Source organism: Bacillus sp. L_1B0_5 (assembly GCF_000836715.1).
GTDB lineage: Bacteria > Bacillota > Bacilli > Bacillales > Bacillaceae_G > Bacillus_A > Bacillus_A thuringiensis_S.
The window spans coordinates 16,531-35,380 of the sequence record NZ_JXIS01000012.1 but is presented as its reverse complement, the minus strand read 5'-3'; the positions used below and the strand labels follow the sequence as shown (position 1 = coordinate 35,380).

Below are 18,850 nucleotides of genomic sequence, written 5' to 3'. Positions count from 1 at the left end.
ATTTAAAAGAGCAAAAATACACATCACTTACATTAATCACTGCCTGTTACTAAAAGATCATCCCTTACTGTTATTAATAACTTTTGATCAGCAATAGCTTGTCCTTCTACTACTTCTAATGATTCAATATAACCACTGATTCCTATCTTAATTTCTACTTTCTGTTTATCTATCGTTTCAATTAACGCTAATTTCTCCCACTCGTATACGTAAGAACTTTCCGTAACAAATAACTTCTCTACTTTTCCATAACAAGGACTATACACACCTTCTATAACTGTCTTCACTTTATAAATTCCTCCCTCTTATTAATTGACACTGAAACGTTGTATATCCTATAAAAATTCATATTCTCCCCTCTAGAGATTTCGAATATTATTTATGCAAAATGCGTACCAAGTCTCTAATTCATATATTAAATGAGCGTTTTACACAAAAAAGCGTGCACAACCGCAAAATTTTTCTATCATTTGAAAAGTTTTAAAAGGAAAATAGCAAAAAAATTTTGCGATTTTATAAGAATTTTAATAAAATTATAAAAAGTCAGTCTTCATAGGGTGAAATGAGGAGAAGATAATCTATGCGTACAGAAGACATTAATTTTAAACAGATCATTGAAATGAATATGCTATATGAAACTTTACTCAATGAACTCGATATCGGGATTCATATTATTAATGAGGAAAGTAAAACGATTATCTATAACCGCAAAATGATGGAAATTGAATCAATGGAACGCTCAGATGTATTATATAAAAGTCCTTTAGAAATATTTGCATTTGAAGAAAATAAAAATAGTACTCTTATAGAGGCATTAAAATTAGGAAAAACAAACAAAAATATAAAACAAACGTATTTTAACAATAAAGGACAAGAAATTACAACGATTAACGATACTTTCCCTATAATAGAAAATGGAAAAATTAAAGGCGCTATTGAAATATCAAAAGAAATTAGTAACTTAAAGCAAACAATAAGAATGGGCCCTTCTCGAAAACAAAGCACTAAATTTACCTTTGATCACATAATTGGTGATTCTGAAGCTATTCAATCAATCATTACTGAAGGAAAAAGAGTAATTCGTACATCTTCCTCCATACTTCTAGTAGGAGAAACAGGAACTGGGAAAGAGCTATTTGCACAAAGCATCCATAATGAAAGTCAGCGTTCAACAAAACCCTTTATTTCACAGAACTGTGCCGCTATACCTGATACACTCATGGAAAGCTTATTATTCGGTACAAACCGAGGTGCATTTACAGGAGCTATCGATAAAGCTGGTTTATTTGAAGAAGCGAACGGAGGAACTTTGTTATTAGATGAAATCAACTCATTAAGTCCAGCACTTCAAGCGAAGTTACTACGAGCTATACAAGAAAAAACAATACGAAGAATCGGAGGCACACACGAAAAAGAAATTGATGTTCGTATTATAGCAACTATCAATGAAGATCCTTTCGAAGCCATCGCACATAATCGATTAAGAGAAGACTTATATTACCGATTAAGCGTCGTTACTTTATGTCTTCCGCCTTTACGTGAAAGAAAAGAAGATATTCCAGCTCTTGTTCAGCACTTTATTGAAAAATATAATACTCAATTCGGGCTCAACGTAACCGATGTAGATGTAAATGTAAGAGAATTTTTCTATGCATACGATTGGCCTGGAAACGTACGGGAGTTGGAACATATAATTGAAGGTTCCATGAACTTGATAGAAGATGAAACCATCATTACAGCGTTTCATATGCCTACTCGCTTTCGTGAACGAATAAAAACAGAATTCAATATGCAACATGCACTAACTAATCACAATACTGATGCACCTAAAACTTTAAAACACACAATAGAAAAAATGGAAAAGAACTACATTAACCAAATTCTTAAAGAGAATCATGGCAACATCTCACAAGCTGCAAAATTTTTAGGATTAAGTAGGCAAAACTTACAATATCGGATTAAAAAACTGCATTTACACATATGAAATAAACATGTCTCCAAGTATAAAAACAACTTGGTAAAATATGTTATAATAAACATATAACATGCTAGAAAGGGGCTATATATATGGGTAATGATAAAAAATTAAAGTTATTACAATACTTATACTTTTTCCCTGCCATGCTCTGTATGATGTTATTCATTAATGCCGATGTAAGCAGCTCTCCTTATGCAAAGCTATTAGGAACAATTTTTGGCTCCTTTGCAGCTATTATGCTTGCTGCTTTTTGGAATTTGAAGCTACGTATAAAAAACGATAAATCTTCGTAATACTAAAAAAATCGAGCTACTTAGCCCGATTTTTTTATTTGCCATTAAAACTCAACATTCTCTAAATACAATCCACTTGCCTCAGCAAGACAATTAATTTGATTGCGCTGCTTTTCTTCTAAAATGTTTGGAATTGCTTCAGCATCTAATTGTCCTAATCCAACTTCAATTAATGCCCCAACAATTTTTCTTACCATATTATGAAGGAAGCCGTTACCACTTACTCTAATTTGTACAAACCCTGCCTCTTCCATCACATCAAGTGTATATACTTCTCGAACCATAGATTTTTTCTTTGATTTCGCATTTGAAAAAGCAGTAAAGTCATGTGAACCAACTAAATGTTTTGCAGCTGCTTTCATGCTTTTCACATTTAATTTTTTATTCACATGCATGCTGTATTTACGCATAAATGGATTTGTATGCTCTTCATTCCAAATTTTATACAGATATGTTTTTGCTTTAGAGTTGTAACGAGCATGGAAGCGATCATGTACTTCTTCCACATCCGTAATGCTAATATCATTGGGTAAATATTGATTTAAATATTTTTTCACTTTATGTTCCACTAACTTCTCATCACTTTGAAAGTTAGCAACTTGATTCAAAGCATGTACACCAGCGTCTGTTCTACTACAACCGATAATTTCAATTTCTTTTCCGACCATTTCAGATATGACACTTTCGATTTTTCCTTGAATCGTATTATCGTTATTACCGAGACGTTGCCATCCTTTAAAACGTGCGCCGTCGTACTGAATCGTTAATTTATAATTATTCATCGTATTCTCCTTGTCTTAATGGACTAAAAATATAATCCCTCATACAGCTTTTCCATATGAGGGAACTATAACATATTGTTACTTCATTCTAAAAGGAATAAAGTAATCTATTTACTAATTACGATTCGTTCGAATCCAGGAATCTCCTAAGTATGTTCTAATTTTCAACCAACCAAATGACGTTGTAGATTCTTCAACTACAAATACCGTTTGTGGTGCAAAAGTGCCGATTGCTCTACCGAAAGGTTGATCAAATGCCGTAAATACATTTGGGACATGGTAATAAGATCCTTGTGGCGCAATCCATTTTTCTCCAACTCCAGCCTTAATTTTCTTCCAACCATTTTCTCCTTGTTGAAGTACTCTTACAGATTGGGCTGAGAATTTCACACCGTGATGCATGTACTTAGGTTCATTGTATGCATAAAAATCACGATTAATATGTTCCACGTGTGGATAACGAACAATCCACTTTGGCCCTAAATACGTGTTAATTAAAGACCAACCGTTTTCTTTTGTCTGCAAAATATTAACCGTTTGTGGAGCGAACCAAGCATCTGGATTTTTAGCTTCAGGGCTACTGTATGCTGCAAAATTCTGCTTCATTATTTGTGGCATTCCATTTACACTTGTCCACTTCTGCCCCAAATATGTATCAATCAAAATTTCACCTCTTAGTGTACCATCACGTGCAATAACAGTTTGAGGACCAAATACGTACTTCGCACTGTCCATATTAATCCAATCAAAAGCTTCAAAATTTCGATTAATTTCTACTTTCGCGCCCTCTGGTGCAATAAATCCGCCACTTATCTTCCACCATCCACTAGGATGTTGATTTGTAACATAAACCCTTTCTCCTGGCTGCAGTTCTTTTTTCACAGGCGAATTAAAACTGCGGCTTTCATATACTTTTAATGTTTTTGTTATTTCATATGATTCCGCATGTGCAGAAGTTGCAAATAAAGAAACCATCCCAAAAACAAATAATGCCAACCATTTTTTCATACATCTTCTCCCTTTTAGCTTATTTTCTATAGCAAAATTGCTATGTTACATCCATATTGTAATTTATTAATACAAAGTGGTCTATACAATCTGAATACTGTATATTTTTACAAATTCTTTTCGAATGCAGAAAGACATTTCATATACTCCATACAGAAAGTGTGTATGTTGATTACGTAAGGTGATTTAGCTGCTAACATAACAAAAAATGTTGATGTAGTTAACTACATCAACATTTCTAATCCTTCTTATTTCAACTTTAATCTAACTACATTCTCAACATGCGCAGTATGCGGGAACATATCAACTGGTTGCACATACTCCACTTCATAGCTCTTCATTAATGCTTGTACATCACGTGCTAATGAAGAAGGATTACAAGACACATACACAACTTGTTTCGGCTTCACCTTTAAAATTGTTTCCAGTAATTTATCATCGCAACCTGTACGTGGTGGATCGACAACAATTACATCTGGACGCCATCCTTCTTTTACCCATTTCGGTAACCATTGTTCAGCTTTACCTGCTTCATATTTCGTATTTGTAAATCCGTGACGCTTCGCATTTTTTCTTGCATCTGCAATCGCTTCTGGAATTACATCCATACCACGTACTTCCGCTGCATCATTTGCAAGCCAAAGACCGATTGTACCAACACCACAGTACGCATCCACAATCTTCTCGTTTCCTGTTAACGCAGCTGCTTTTTTCGCTTCATCATATAAAACAACAGTTTGTTCTGGATTCAACTGGAAGAATGCACGTGCTGATAATTCGAATGATAAATCACCAAGTGTTTCTTGAATTACTTCTTTTCCAGCTAATTTAAATGTTTTGTCGCCAAAAATAACAGATGTTTTACGCCAGTTTACATTTTGCATAATTGATTTAACCGCTGGCATCTGTTTTTGTACTTCTGCAATAAATTGTTCTTTATTTGGTAATTCTTCTTTTGTTGTAATAAGTGTAACTTGTACTTCCCCTGTTTGAACTGCAGTACGTGTCACAATTGTGCGTACTAAACCTTTTTGTTTTTTCTCATTGTAAATAGAAACATTTAATTTTTCTAATATACGTCTTACAACTTTTGTCGCTTCATTCGTTGCTTTATGTTGAATCATACAATGGGCAATATCAATTAACTGATGTGAATTTTGTTTATATAGCCCTGTAATAACCTTCTCGTCTTTACGCCCCACTTGTAATTGACTCTTATTACGATAATGCCATGGATTTTCCATGCCAAGTGTCGGACGAATTTTTTCTTCCAAACTGTTATTCATGTACTTCTCAAATGCTTGTACAACAATATCACGTTTTTGATTTAATTGTTCTTTATAATCTAAATGTTGTAGCTGACAGCCACCACACTCCTCGTATACTGGACATGGTGCTTTCACACGATGTGGTGAAGCTTTACGAACTTTTTTCACTTTTGCTTCAGCGAAGCCACGCTGAATTTTCGTTGTTTCAGCAACAACTTCTTCTCCTGGTAATGCTCCTGGAATGAAGACAACTTGTCTCTTAAAATAACCAACGCCTTCTCCGTTAATCCCAAGACGTTTAATTGTCACAGGAAATGTTTGACCAACTTCCAACTTACTCTCATGTTGTTTTTGTATCATTATTACACCTCTACTCTATACTTTTCCATAAATATAACGCTGCATAACTGCAGTATGGTTCACATTCTTGTTTCACGTTTTCTAAAAACGCATCACTCGGTTTATCATCTAATTGAAATACACCTTGTACTGCACGCTGAATCCCGATGTCTGCTTTCGGAAACATATTTTTCCGTCCAAGCCCAAACATTAAAAAGTTTTGCACTGTCCATGCACCAATCCCCCTAATTGGTAACAATTGTGCTGCAACCCCTTCTTCTGTTTCGTTTTCTATTCTAGTTAAATCTAACTTACCACCTATAATACACTTTGCTAATCCTACCATATATTCAGCTTTTCGCTGACTAAATTTTTGCTCTCTCAATTCTTCAATTGAAATATTTGCTACTATTTCTGGAGTAGGGAAAAAGAATACACCGTTCTTCTCTGTTCCATATCGTTTTACAAATTGCTCTGTCAGCACAGTAGCAAATTTCAAATTTATTTGTTGATGAATAATGCAGCGAAGTAAACACGCAAAATAATCGAATTCTAAAATAATTGGAGTATAAGCATATGTTTCAAATAGTGGACGTAATGATGTGTTTAAAAAATGATTTTGTATATCTTGAAACGGTTCATCCCAATGAAAAATGGCCCTCATTCGTTTCATGACTTTCTCCGGATCTCCTGCCTGACTAGAAATCCAAAATTGTGGATTTTGAACAGTACCAATCCCTTGCAAACGGACAACAATCTGTTCCTCGTCTATACAAAGCGGGACATACATGACTTTCTCATCTAATTGAATGACGTTTAGTGGATCAAAAGATAAACGCTTTAACACTTCTTCAAAATGGTACGGATACTCTAACGTAACATGTTCGCTCCACATACGTTTTCCCCATCCTTTTTACACATCATTATAGCATGAGAAAACCGCAAGCATACATGCTTACGGTTGATTGCCTTTTACTAAGTCATCTAGACTTTTAAAATGATACCCTTTCTCGCGCAAATCATCAATGATTTTTGCAAGTGCTTCTGCATTATCTTTTGATATTGCATGAAGTAATAAAATAGATCCTGGATGAATCATCGTCATTACATTATTATGTGCGTATTGCCATCCTCTTTGTTGATCCACTTTCCAATCTAGAAATGCGAGTGACCAAAACACATTATAATAGCCCATTTCTTTCGTAAGAGCCAATGTTCTTTCACTAAATACGCCGCGCGGAGGGCGTACATATTTCACTTCTTTTTGTCCAGTTACTTTTTTGATTTCTTCCGTTACACTCGTTAATTCTTCGCGAAGTTTCTCATTATTTACCGCTGTGAAATCAGGATGACTCCACGAATGATTTCCAATAATGTGTCCTTCATCCTTCATTCTTAATAGCAAATCTTTTTGCGTTTTAATGTAATGCCCTGTTACAAAGAAAGTTGCCGGTACTTTTTTCTCTTTTAATACATCTAAAATTTGGCCTGTGTATCCATTCTCATATCCATTATCGAACGTTAAATAAATATCTTTTTTCTTTGTATCCCCTAAATAAAATCCACCATTCTTTTGTAGTAAATCTGTATATAATTTCCCTGCATCTGGTACTGTTTCATTTTTAGGACGTGGGATTCCCCAGTTGTGTGGAGTATTTGTATAAGCCAATGCCGAAACTGGAACAAGTGCCATCATAATTGAAAAAATGAGACCTATATATAACCATTTATATTTCATAAATAGTCTCCTTTCCATATATAATCGTACCTGTAGTTTCTGTTGCTGTGCATTCTTTCATGCTGAACATGTTTTTCTATATATACCAAAAAAATGCATCTCGAAAGATTCGAGATGCATTTTTGTTTACTTAAATACTGGCTCTTTAAAGCTCGCTAATTTTTCAAGTGATGTTTTATCCACCTCTGCATGTAAGCTGTTACCATGAGAGTCCATCGTTACAACTGCTTTAAACCCATCGATATGTAAATGCCACATTGCTTCTGGAATACCGAACTGTAAGAAATCAACATCTTTCACTTCTTTAATACATTCAGCATAATATTGTGCTGCACCACCAATTGCATTTAAGTACACGCCGCCGTGTTCTTCTAATGCAGCTAATGTTTTTGCACCCATTCCGCCTTTACCAATTACAGCACGAATACCGAACTTCTTCATAATGTCGCCTTGGTATGGTTCTTCACGAATACTTGTCGTTGGACCCGCCGCTTTAATTTGCCAGTTGTCATTTTCATCTTTCACAACAACCGGACCACAATGATAAATAATTTGTCCATTTAAATCTACAGGACAATCATTATCCATTAAATGCTTATGAATTGCGTCACGACCTGTATACATCATGCCATTAATCGTTACAACATCACCAACACGAAGTTCACGAATTTGCTCTTCTGTAATTGGTGCTTGTAATACAATCTCACGTTGCTCTGTTTTTTCTTGTGCTTCTTGCTGAAGTGTATCTTCACCTTCTTGATATAACCAATCCATAATTTCTCCTGTTTCAGGATGGATTTTCACACCTAGGCGACGATATGCCCAGCAATTATATGCAACAGATACATAGAAGCTAGCTGGCAAACGGTTATATACGCCAATTTTACAACCAAGTAAAGTTGTTTCTCCGCCGAATCCCATCGTACCAATACCAAGCTTATTTGCATTTTCTAATACGTACTCTTCTAGCTGTTTTAACTCTGGTACTGGATTGATGTCATCTAATGTACGGAATAATTGATTTTTTGCTAATTCGTAACCTGATGTGCGGTCTCCCCCGATACCGACGCCGATTACACCTGCGCTACATCCTTGACCTTGCGCTTGATATACTGCATGAAGAAGACATTTACGAATTCCTTCTAAATCGCGTCCTGCGCGTCCAAGTCCTTCTAATTCACATGGCAAGCTATACTGAATATTTTTATTCTCACAGCCGCCGCCCTTTAAAATTAAACGTGCATCAATATAATCTTTTTCCCATTGCTCAAACTTAATAACAGGTGTACCTGGTCCTAAGTTATTTCCGCTATTGTCACCAAAAAGAGAATCAACAGAGTTTGGACGAAGTTTACCATCTTTTGTCGCCCGCTCAAGCGCACTATAGATAGCTTCCTTCAGTTTTAGTTGATTCACACCAACTGGTGTATAAATTTTAAATGTTGGCATCCCTGTATCTTGGCAAATAGGCGAGATATTATCATCAGCCATTTTAATATTATTCGTAATTGTGCCAAGTGCCATCGCTGAACGAGTCCCTGCATTTTCTCGTTCTTTCGCTTGTTGAATCGCACGACGAACATCTTTCGGTAAATTCGTTGACGTTTCAACAATTAGTTGATACATGCTTTCTTGAAGCTTTTCCATTGTTACTTCCCCCTCAATTGTGAACGCTACCAAAACGTTATGAGATGAAAATTCCATTGTTATACTCTTCAGCTTTTTATTTATTTCATGCTATTAAAGGATAAATGAAATTTTTCACAACTTGATTATACCTTTTTTTCTACCGTCCTTCTATTATCCGTACAGAAAAAGGCTACCAATTTTGTATTGGCAGCCTTTTTAATATATTATTCGTCTTTTTTAAATTGCTCACATTTTAATTCTAATTCATCTAACATCGCAAGAAGACGATCTACATCTTCTAACTCTACTTCTTCAGGTTCAATTGTATCAATTACTTCAATGAACATATTTAAACGTTCTTTTAAATATACTAATTGTGTATCTTTATCTTGAATTGCTTTTCCCATGAAGGCACTCTCCTTTTAATTCGAGTTGCTTTTATTATACCGCAAAAATGATTGCTATGGGCATGAAATTTCATCAATTTTGTCACAGTCCTCCACTATAATGTAAGCCCTCTCTCTTTTCACGCTAAAAAGTTTCACTTTATAAAAAGCACATATTCTTCTATTATAGAGAATGGACAAATTGTTATTTCAATAGTCAAAGGAGTATTTCATATGACGATATCACAAAAAATGAAGCCGATTACTCCTTCTTACGATCCATGGGAAGCGTATATGGACCTTGAAGAGTACGGCAAACTACTATTAACAAATGTTGAATTTACAACGACGACGTTATGCAATATGCGCTGTGAGCATTGCGCTGTTGGTTACACGTTACAGCCGAAAGACCCAAATCCGCTTCCGATGGATCTTTTATTAAAACGATTAGATGAGATTCCTCATTTACGTTCTTTAAGTATTACTGGCGGAGAACCTATGCTTTCAAAGAAATCCGTCGACAACTATGTAACACCACTCTTAAAATACGCCCATGAACGAGGCGTTCGCACTCAAATCAACTCTAACTTAACTATAGATTTAGCACGTTACGAACAAATTATTCCTTATTTAGACGTGTTGCATATCTCTCATAACTGGGGAACAATTGATGACTTCGTTGAAGGCGGATTTGCAATGATGGAGCGTAAACCTACTTACGAACAACGTGCAAAATTATTCGAAAGAATGATTACAAATAGTAAGGCTCTATCAGATGCAGGTGTACTTGTATCGGCCGAAACAATGTTAAACAAAAGAACTCTACCACATATTGAACATATTCACCGTCAAATCGTCGAAGAGATGGGCTGTAAACGTCATGAAGTTCACCCAATGTATCCAAGTGACTTCGCGAGTAATCTAGAGATTTTAACAAAAGCTGAAATTCGTAATGCAATTGAGCATTTACTAGAAATTCGCGATGAAAATGTATGGATGTTATTTGGAACGTTACCTTTCTATGCTTGTAGCGATGACGAGCGAGACATTGCCACATTTAAAAAATTACAAGAGAGCAAAAATGTCACTGTTCGTAATGATCCAGATGGCCGTTCTCGTTTAAATGTAAATATTTTCGATGGAAATATTATTGTGACGGACTTTGGTGATGTTCCACTTCTAGGAAACATACAAACAAACACATTACAAGAAGCATATGACAAATGGAGTGCTTCAAAAACAGCAAAATCATTAAGCTGTCACTGTCCTGCAGTAAAATGTCTTGGACCAAATGTTCTTGTAAAAAACAGCTACTATCCGACAGAAGATTTCTTATCAAAAACAGCAAACATTACATTATAAAAAAACGTCAGCTTATAAGCTGACGTTTTTTTATGTTATTGCGAGTGGGAAGAAGAAATGAATTTAAAAAATAAATGATCATGAATTGGAATCGCCGCTCCAATTCCTTGAGAAGTAATATTTTTCACAACAAGTCTTTTTTGATTTCCCTTTAATACAAGATACACTTCTCCAAATGTTACTTTTCCCTTTTCATTTACTGCTGGTGTATAAGCGTATAAATATCCGAGTTGACTCGGACTAATATTATACACACGCTCATGTCCAGTACCATAACCAATAGTTGTTTTAAACGAAAGGGGCAATTGTACTTTTTCAAGCGCTTTGAGAAGCATCATTTTTTTCACATCTGCAGCATCTTTCATATCTGCTGTTAAATCGCCTTCAACCGTCTTTTGTGTTTCTTGCTTATAGCGAAGTGAATACAAACGGTCTCCTCCGCGATTATCATACACATTTCGATTCACTTGTTTATATTCCCAATTAATCGATGTGTCTACTGATTCATAATGTAAAGCCCATTGACCTAAATAAATTTTTGCCCGATACCCTACTGCAAGCGGCGCATTTGAAATTGTCGTTTCATTAAACATCCGAATTAAGTCTGGATTTTCAATTTTAATATTAGCTGTTTTCAATAGTTCTTGAGCAAACTTACTCGGCTGTAAACGTGGCAAATCTTGCGCATCATTTGGGAATGTATTGTCTTTTGAAATATTTAAAACAGATGAAGGCATTTTTGTTCCTACTGTTGTCTTTGCAAAACTCATGTTAGGAAATAATAAAATAAACGAGACCATAGTTGAAAGACATATGCTGTATACTCGTTTCACCTGTCTGGCTCCTTCCTATGTAAAGGTATATATACTACTTCATTTATTGTTTTCTCTGAGCACAATTGTTATGCCTATTTTTCATAATAAATAAAAACCAATTCCCATAATGACATACGCCGCTAGTAAAGTGCCGCCTTCAAACCAGTTTGTATCTCCATCATTGGAAATCGCAATCGTTAAGAAAACGGCTGTAATCATAGACACAAGTTCTGGTATGGTAAATACTAAAGGCATCCTCTGCGCGAAGAACATAGATAGCAATACTAATACAGGAGCAACAAACATGGCGATTTGTAATGTAGACCCTATTGCAATTTCGACTGCAATATTTACTTTATTTTTATAAGCCATAATAATTGCAGATGCATGTTCCGCTGCATTTCCAACAATTGCAACGATAATAACCCCTATAAATAACTCTGACCAACCAAATGATTTTGCAACAGTTTCAAAAGTATGCACGAGCGCCTCTGATACATAAGCTACCGCCAGTGTTGCTATCGCTAAAATAAGGAGTGCCTTCCCTTTCGACCACTCTGGCTCTTCTTCATGCGCTACTTCGTCACTTTTGTGTTGATATACACCACGGTGTGTAACTAACTTAAATAGTAATGCAGCAATGTACATGATAATCATAATAATAGAAACACCTATACTTAATTGATACGTCTTGCCAGCGTCCATCTTCATTGAAAAAATCTCTGGAATAACAAAGGCCACGACAACAGCAAATATTAATAAAGCTGAATTATGCCTTGCATCGTAAACGTTAAAGCTTTGCCTTTTATATTTAAGTCCTCCTACAAAGAAGGATAGTCCTCCTACTAATAATAAATTTCCAAGTACCGAACCCGTTAAAGAAGCTAACACCACTTCAATTAACCCTGCTTGAAGTGCAAAAATTGAAATGATAAGTTCAACAGCATTACCGAAAGTAGCATTTAATAATCCACCTATTCTAGGACCAGAAACAATTGCTAAACTCTCTGTTGCTCTCCCCATAAAACCAGCCAATGCGATAATCGTAATACAATACACAGCGAACATAATTGTTTCTGGCCAATGAAGTGTTTTTCCAAGTACAGACAGTGGTACACCTATAAGCGCTACTATAAGAAATATTTTATTAAACATGCTTTTCATCCTTCCATCGTATGTATTTCTCCTCAATATTATTATTATTCTTCTCCTAACTTGTCCGATTTCATCACAATTACGTTTAAAAAATCATGTTGATGAAAAGAGTATGAAAGATACTTCATTCTTATTTAGACGAAGAAAACTACAAAGTATGAAAAGAGGCTAAAAGCATGCATTTAAAAGAAAAAATTGAAACTATTATATGCGGTCAACGAACTGGTGTATTATCTACTGTACGTGAAAACAAACCTCATAGTGCCTTTATGATGTTTTTCCACGAAGATTTTGTGTTATATATTGCAACAGATCGGAAATCAAAAAAGATAACAGATATTGAAAACAATCCTAATGTCCATGTATTACTCGGACGAGAAGGTAAAAAATTAGATGAAGATTATATTGAAGTTGAAGGGTTAGCTTCAATCGAGGAAGACTCGACATTAAAAAATAAGTTTTGGAATAATAGCTTAAAACGTTGGTTACTCGGTCCTGAAGACCCTAATTACGTATTGATAAAAATCAATCCCGACACAATTTATTACATCGATGGTGCCGGTACGACGGAGCCTGAGTTTTTACGACTATAAAATAAAACAAGCCCCCCTTTAGGTGGGCTTGTTTTGTCGAAAAGTTCTTTTGAAAAAAACAATAAAATAGGTGGAACTTTCTAAAGATTCTGTTATATAATAGAAGTAACTTAAATAAACTGTATTAAAACAGATTGAGAGGAGAAATAAAATTGATGAAGAGAGAAGAACGCAAAAACATGATTGAGTTTATTGAAAAGAAAAAAGGGATTGAGCGTGACGAATTACTGTTTATGACAGACGATGAAGTAGAACATATTTATAATGTAACGTACTTTTTATATGAGGAAATTGCAGAGTAGTATAATAATCCCCACCTTATAAAAAATATAAGGTGGGGATTATTTCGTTATTTAGCCCACTATTTGCGGACGTTAAAACTCCCACCTTAAAATTCAGGTGGAGCAAGAAGTTAAGTTGAAGTCGTGCTTCCTATAAATCTCAATTGCTTCAACTTTATACATGAGAATCATTTTCATGTATAATACTGTAAGATTGGAGGAATTTTACTATGAGTTCGTGGCTCTTATTTGCACTATTATCAGCAATTGCTGCTGCCCTTGTATCGATTTTTGGAAAGTTTGGTTTAGACGGAATCGATGCAAACGTTGCAACAACAATTCGATCTATTATTATGGCATTATTTATGATAGGCGTTATTATCATACAAGGTAAATTTCAAAATATCGGCGACGTACTGCTAAATAAAAAAGCACTGCTATTTATCACATTAAGTGGGATTGCAGGTGCTTCGTCATGGCTATTTTATTTTCTTGCCCTCAAAACAGGAAAGGTTTCACAAGTAGCTCCTGTCGATAAATTAAGCGTCGTATTTTCTATCATTCTCGCTATGATTATACTCGGTGAAAAGTTAAACTTTATGACCGGCGTTGGTGTAGTCTTTATTACAGCTGGTGTATTATTTATTGCTTTCAGCTAAAAAAACCGCTATTAGCGGTTTTTCTTTTTCTTTATATAAAACCATACAACACATGTAACAACTGCTGAAATTAATAAAATCCATATTCCATAATGATGTAAACTATACTCAACGAAGCGCCACTTCTCGCCTAACTTCCAGCCAAGCCCAATAAAAACACTTATCCAAATGAGCGCACCACCGTAAGCGTACAAACAAAAACGCCAAAGTGTCAAATTTGATACCCCAGCAAAATATGCTGTTAAATGACGTACTCCCGGTATAAAATAACCAATCATTAAAAGAAATGGCCCATATTTTTCAAATAAAATATGTGTTTTTTCAATGTGATGTTCTTTAATTCTAATTTTCGGCCCATATTTCTTTAAAACAGGGAGCCCAAGTTTTAAACCTAATATGTAGCTTAACGTAATCCCTAACATCGCACCAGCCATCCCACTTAAAAAAGCAGCGGTTCCTGACATAACTCCTTTTGAAACATTATAACCAACAAAGGTCAATAAAAACTCGTCTGGTATCGGTAATCCGACAATCCCACCAGCCAAGGCTATAACAATTCCAAAATACCCATAATGCGCGATTAACTCGCCAATATGTTGTTCCATTCGGAAGACACATCCTATGCACGATCGTTATTCCACATTGTACCCGTTCTATCTTTAAGGCAAACATGGTATACATATTCACTATACATTGTTTTTATAATGAACTCTACTTCTATTCGTTCCTTTAACAGAGATAAAATTAAACTTCAATCCGCGTGGGTTTTCTTCATCCTCTACTGATTATTAGCTTACTTCAATCAGGCTTCTACAGGTATCTCGCCTCCGACATAATTCACTTACATTCACTAATTTTGAGATTAGATTCTTACTGCCTGCAAATGTCCTGATAAAAAATAAAAATTCACATGCGTGTTTTTTTGTTACAATAAAGGAAAGTTACTTTTCGCAACGGTTTAACTCTCAAGAAAAATGATATATCTAGCAAAAACATAGTTTGGTCTATATAATACAAATTCTACCTATTAAAAGAACATGAACCCTTTTACATACAACATCATTTTTCTAAATTATACAGGGGGGAACGAACATGACCATTGAAAATCAATTTATTCAAAAAGTTTACTATAAAACATTTTTAACAGAAGAAACTTCTACTCCTGCATCGGAAGTACTCGGTGAAGCATATATAAATGAATCTAAAAATGAATTCTCCAACATTTCTAATATTCGATTTGCTCAAGGTGAATTTTATTATCAAAATAAAGATTTTGAAGCAGCTATATTTAAATGGGAAAAAGTTAATAATGCTCTTGCACTTTGGGCAACAAAAAATATTGCAGATGCTTATTTTGAACTAGGATTCTTACCAAAGGCAGAAGAAATTTATCAATCTATTCAAACAGAAGATACAACTCTTACGATGGAGGTTTCATTACAACTTCTTTCTCTTTATATCGAACAAGATCGTTTAGGACTTGCTTTTAAGACGATTAGTGAAGCTGTTGCATTCCAACCGGATTACCCAAATATTACTGCAATTGCACGTTCTTTCTATGAAAAACAAGAAGATTGGAACAATGCTATCGAACTAGCTGTTCAAGAAGGTATTCGAACACAATCTTTACACTGGTTTGATACGTTAATAAATTACATAAACAAAGGATTTACTAGAAATATTAAGCCTGAATATTTCTATGAGTCTTTAAAAGCTCTATATGCTGTTGATCAAGCTCAGTTTAAAGAACTTGTTATTGCTCTTTGGAATAGCTACCAACATGAATCCTTATACCTTCCTTGGATTCAAAGTATTAATCATTTATTCTTGCATATTGAAACAGACAATAATGACGATTGGAATGAAATTTCTACTCGCTATCAAGAAACATACTTTGCATTAATTACCGGAAATCATTTTATGCATGAATTAAACGGACTTGTACCAAATCTATTAACAAATTGGTTCAGTTTAACGAAAGCAAAAGATTCTCTAGTTGTCTCTGCAGCAGTGTTAGCATGGAATGAAGTCTCACCTACAACTTTAGAATCATTACTCGTAAAAAGTGCTGGATCCTTACTTTCTAATACATCAGCTGAAGCAGATGTAAATATGGAAACAGTTTCTCATTTATTCGAAACAATCGCTGTGTGGGCTGAGAAAAATGATGTAGATTTAAGTCATCAATTTACGCTACTCGTCCATGAACTATGTGATTTAAATGTCACACCACTACTAATAGCTGGAACTAGTGACTATGATAAAACGTCATTTGTCAATTCAATATTAGGAGAGAACATCTTAACTGAAACTTTAACAACTCCTATTCTATTTAAAGACGCTAGTCAAACTGAAATAACAGAATTTACCGAGTTAGATATACGTAATATCCCTAACCTTGATGAATTCCATCAAATAACGGCTACATCTGCTCAGTCAGAACTTGAGAAAAAATGTATAGAAATTAAGCTACCAAGTAGATTTTTAAGAAAAAATAAGTTTACATTTCTTATTACACCAGCCATTCAAGGACAATTGGATAAAAACAATGCATACTTTGAATACTTACAAACAGCAGATAGCCTTGTTTACGTATTAAATTCTTCTTCACCATTGCATAGTGAAGAAATTGATACGTTAATTTATTTACGTGAACAAGTACCAAACTTACAAATTCACTTCGTATTACATACAAATAATACGACTACTAATGAAAAACTAATTAGTAAGCTTAAAGTACATTTTCCAGATGCACAATTCTTCCCATACTCTCCTTCGCAAGAGAGTAGCCAGCAACTTGGAGATGTAACAGAATCTATTCTCTCTAATCTTGCAAAACGCGACATAGAAAAAGAACGTATAGAAAAGCTAATATGGTTTACGCAAAAAACAATTGCTTATCTAATAAATGAACGTGTGGAATTAGAAAATACATTAGTAAAATCCGTACGCTGGAATAAACACATCTCAGTGAAACTTACTGGATTTATTAATAACCTTACTGCTCTTGAAAAAGATAAAATTCGCTCTATTACCGAATCCTATCTTTTAACGAAAGAAGAAATTACACGAGATATACATTCTCAAATTCCTGAATTATTACAGAGTTGCTCTGATCTTGTTCAAGAAGATAGTGATTTCAAACTAGTTCATGAAGAATTAAATGCTGCAATGAATGAACGAGTTCAAAAGCATGTACAACAGGTACTTCTTCCTAAATTTACTGGGTCTATTCAAGAATGGATTGAAACAGCACATAATGAATTTATTCAAGCTCAAGCTTATTTAGATGAAATGAGTGAAACATTTAATAAATTATATAAAGAAGAACGTATGAAACTTCCTTGCGATTTCAAATTATTAGATGATTGGAATCGAGATGTTGTACGAATGACAAATCGAATTACAGTAACGAACATCAATATTTTATTGCGCTTTACACCGACACAGTTTTTCTTAAAAAGTGCCGGGAAATTATTTGGTAATATGCAAAAAAACCAATCTATGCTCGCCAACAAATATAAACAATACATTGAAACAGAAGACTATACAGAAATTGCTCACACAATTTCAAAACAATTCTTCCTACAATTTGAAGTATTTGAAGGGGCATTAGAACGTGATATCATGATGTTCTTTAAAGATCCACTTAGCATATTGAAACAAAATGTGGATGCAGCTCAACTTGAGATACAGGAAGATGAACAAACATTAGCAACGCTAAGAAGCAATCCAGAAACATATCATGATCCTTTAGCTTTATTTAAACTACAATTGCTACAACATAAATTCGTTTTAAGTACTACAAAGAAACATGAAGATATCTTTGTATCTAACGAATCTCCTACTGTTTAACAAAAAAACCAAGCAAACTAAAATTTGCTTGGTTTTTTCACTTTATTATTTTCATATGTTCAAACGGATAATAAATGCCTGCTAACTTTCCTAACACATCTTCTCTATCAATAAAACCTAAACCATTTCTACTATCTTTACTTATTAAGCGATTATCTCCCATAACAAAAATCTTATTTTTAGGAACTGTAATCGGTCCAAAGTCCTCTGTTAAATTCAGAAGTTTTTTTCTGCTTGTTTTTTATTACTATCCAAATACTCTTCATCTTTCACTTCAGAATTCACATATAATTGATCATTTCTCATCTCAATAATATCCCCTGGCAATCCAATCACTCTTTTGACATAAAAATTATCTGTTTTCACAACAATAATGTCTTCTCTCCCATAGCTTTCAAATTGTTTTGCTAACTTGTTAACAATCACCTTATCTCCATCTTGCAACGTTGGTCTCATGGATGCTCCTTTTACAGTCGTAGGAAAGAACACAAAAATTTTCGCCAAAAACACCAATAAACATGCAATTGCAATAGTTCCAAAGAATTCACGCCAACGTTTTTTCTTTTGCATCATTTCACCATCTCATCATCTTTTTACTTTTATTATAAATAATACGACTGATATTTTTCTACAAAATTCTGAATTATAAAATTATAATATTAGAAATTTCAAAATAGAAATACTGATTAAATTAAACAAGCAAAAAAGA

At 34.4% G+C, this 18,850-nt stretch carries 18 protein-coding genes and 1 pseudogene; 7 read left to right on the top strand and 12 right to left on the bottom strand.

Translation table 11 applies throughout. The features are described from left to right. Window positions 1-32: 32 nt before the first annotated feature. Window positions 33-287 (bottom strand): biotin/lipoyl-containing protein, encoded by a 255-nt coding sequence (locus tag RT27_RS03840; protein ID WP_000859489.1) that lies wholly within the window; start codon window positions 285-287, stop codon window positions 33-35. Window positions 288-580: 293 nt separating this feature from the next. Here RT27_RS03840 and RT27_RS03835 point away from each other — a divergent pair, with 293 nt between their 5' ends. Then, window positions 581-1,984, top strand: coding sequence for a sigma 54-interacting transcriptional regulator (locus tag RT27_RS03835; protein WP_016083639.1), 1,404 nt, complete (start codon window positions 581-583; stop codon window positions 1,982-1,984). 83 nt (window positions 1,985-2,067) lie between these two features. Further along, on the top strand, window positions 2,068-2,271 hold the full coding sequence (locus tag RT27_RS03830; RefSeq protein WP_016083640.1) for a hypothetical protein: 204 nt from the start codon (window positions 2,068-2,070) through the stop codon (window positions 2,269-2,271). A gap of 44 nt (window positions 2,272-2,315) precedes the next feature. Here the strand turns inward: RT27_RS03830 and truA are convergent, their stop codons facing one another. The 7 genes from truA to RT27_RS03795 all read right to left on the bottom strand — a co-directional run bounded on the left by truA (window position 2,316) and on the right by RT27_RS03795 (window position 9,442). After that, complete coding sequence (truA, locus tag RT27_RS03825; RefSeq protein WP_016083641.1) at window positions 2,316-3,053, bottom strand: tRNA pseudouridine(38-40) synthase TruA; 738 nt, start codon at window positions 3,051-3,053, stop codon at window positions 2,316-2,318. Between the two features lie 114 nt (window positions 3,054-3,167). Continuing rightward, window positions 3,168-4,061: a hypothetical protein gene (locus RT27_RS03820; RefSeq protein WP_016083642.1), complete on the bottom strand. Its 894-nt coding sequence runs from the start codon at window positions 4,059-4,061 to the stop codon at window positions 3,168-3,170. A gap of 248 nt (window positions 4,062-4,309) precedes the next feature. Beyond that, the gene (gene rlmD / locus RT27_RS03815) at window positions 4,310-5,689 is read right to left on the bottom strand and encodes a 23S rRNA (uracil(1939)-C(5))-methyltransferase RlmD (protein WP_043935350.1); all 1,380 of its coding nucleotides are present in this window, start codon (window positions 5,687-5,689) and stop codon (window positions 4,310-4,312) included. A 10-nt stretch (window positions 5,690-5,699) separates the two neighbouring features. After that, window positions 5,700-6,563 (bottom strand): DNA-3-methyladenine glycosylase, encoded by an 864-nt coding sequence (locus RT27_RS03810; protein WP_043935349.1) that lies wholly within the window; start codon window positions 6,561-6,563, stop codon window positions 5,700-5,702. A 60-nt stretch (window positions 6,564-6,623) separates the two neighbouring features. Then, window positions 6,624-7,406 carry a delta-lactam-biosynthetic de-N-acetylase gene (gene pdaA / locus RT27_RS03805; RefSeq protein WP_043935348.1) on the bottom strand — a complete coding sequence of 261 codons (783 nt, stop codon included), beginning with the start codon at window positions 7,404-7,406 and terminating at the stop codon, window positions 6,624-6,626. 126 nt (window positions 7,407-7,532) lie between these two features. After that, window positions 7,533-9,053, bottom strand: a complete 1,521-nt coding sequence (gene fumA, locus RT27_RS03800; RefSeq protein WP_082044940.1) for a class I fumarate hydratase — start codon at window positions 9,051-9,053, stop codon at window positions 7,533-7,535. Window positions 9,054-9,259: 206 nt separating this feature from the next. After that, window positions 9,260-9,442: an SE1561 family protein gene (locus tag RT27_RS03795; protein ID WP_000513558.1), complete on the bottom strand. Its 183-nt coding sequence runs from the start codon at window positions 9,440-9,442 to the stop codon at window positions 9,260-9,262. Between the two features lie 213 nt (window positions 9,443-9,655). Here RT27_RS03795 and yfkAB point away from each other — a divergent pair, with 213 nt between their 5' ends. Beyond that, window positions 9,656-10,783: a radical SAM/CxCxxxxC motif protein YfkAB gene (yfkAB, locus tag RT27_RS03790; protein ID WP_000156025.1), complete on the top strand. Its 1,128-nt coding sequence runs from the start codon at window positions 9,656-9,658 to the stop codon at window positions 10,781-10,783. A 35-nt stretch (window positions 10,784-10,818) separates the two neighbouring features. On the opposite strand, the gene RT27_RS03785 is transcribed toward yfkAB, so the two are convergent. Continuing rightward, complete coding sequence (locus RT27_RS03785; protein ID WP_043935346.1) at window positions 10,819-11,616, bottom strand: YfkD famly protein; 798 nt, start codon at window positions 11,614-11,616, stop codon at window positions 10,819-10,821. Window positions 11,617-11,697: 81 nt separating this feature from the next. Then, on the bottom strand, window positions 11,698-12,753 hold the full coding sequence (gene cax / locus RT27_RS03780) for a calcium/proton exchanger (RefSeq protein WP_000482131.1): 1,056 nt from the start codon (window positions 12,751-12,753) through the stop codon (window positions 11,698-11,700). A gap of 176 nt (window positions 12,754-12,929) precedes the next feature. On the opposite strand from cax, the gene RT27_RS03775 reads away from it, so the two are divergent. The 3 genes from RT27_RS03775 to RT27_RS03765 all read left to right on the top strand — a co-directional run bounded on the left by RT27_RS03775 (window position 12,930) and on the right by RT27_RS03765 (window position 14,286). Further along, window positions 12,930-13,346, top strand: a complete 417-nt coding sequence (locus RT27_RS03775; RefSeq protein ID WP_016083647.1) for a pyridoxamine 5'-phosphate oxidase family protein — start codon at window positions 12,930-12,932, stop codon at window positions 13,344-13,346. A gap of 155 nt (window positions 13,347-13,501) precedes the next feature. Beyond that, entirely contained in the window at window positions 13,502-13,648 is a 147-nt protein-coding gene (locus RT27_RS03770; RefSeq protein WP_000817786.1) for a BH0509 family protein, read from the top strand. Window positions 13,649-13,857: 209 nt separating this feature from the next. After that, window positions 13,858-14,286 carry an EamA family transporter gene (locus RT27_RS03765; RefSeq protein WP_000100295.1) on the top strand — a complete coding sequence of 143 codons (429 nt, stop codon included), beginning with the start codon at window positions 13,858-13,860 and terminating at the stop codon, window positions 14,284-14,286. A gap of 11 nt (window positions 14,287-14,297) precedes the next feature. Here the strand turns inward: RT27_RS03765 and RT27_RS03760 are convergent, their stop codons facing one another. Then, window positions 14,298-14,891: a DedA family protein gene (locus RT27_RS03760; RefSeq protein WP_000434876.1), complete on the bottom strand. Its 594-nt coding sequence runs from the start codon at window positions 14,889-14,891 to the stop codon at window positions 14,298-14,300. Window positions 14,892-15,378: 487 nt separating this feature from the next. On the opposite strand from RT27_RS03760, the gene RT27_RS03755 reads away from it, so the two are divergent. Beyond that, window positions 15,379-18,141, top strand: a complete 2,763-nt coding sequence (locus RT27_RS03755) for a hypothetical protein (RefSeq protein WP_016083648.1) — start codon at window positions 15,379-15,381, stop codon at window positions 18,139-18,141. A gap of 37 nt (window positions 18,142-18,178) precedes the next feature. Here RT27_RS03755 and lepB read toward each other — a convergent pair. Further along, window positions 18,179-18,714 (bottom strand): annotated as a pseudogene (gene lepB, locus RT27_RS03750) (signal peptidase I). Window positions 18,715-18,850 lie beyond the last annotated feature (136 nt).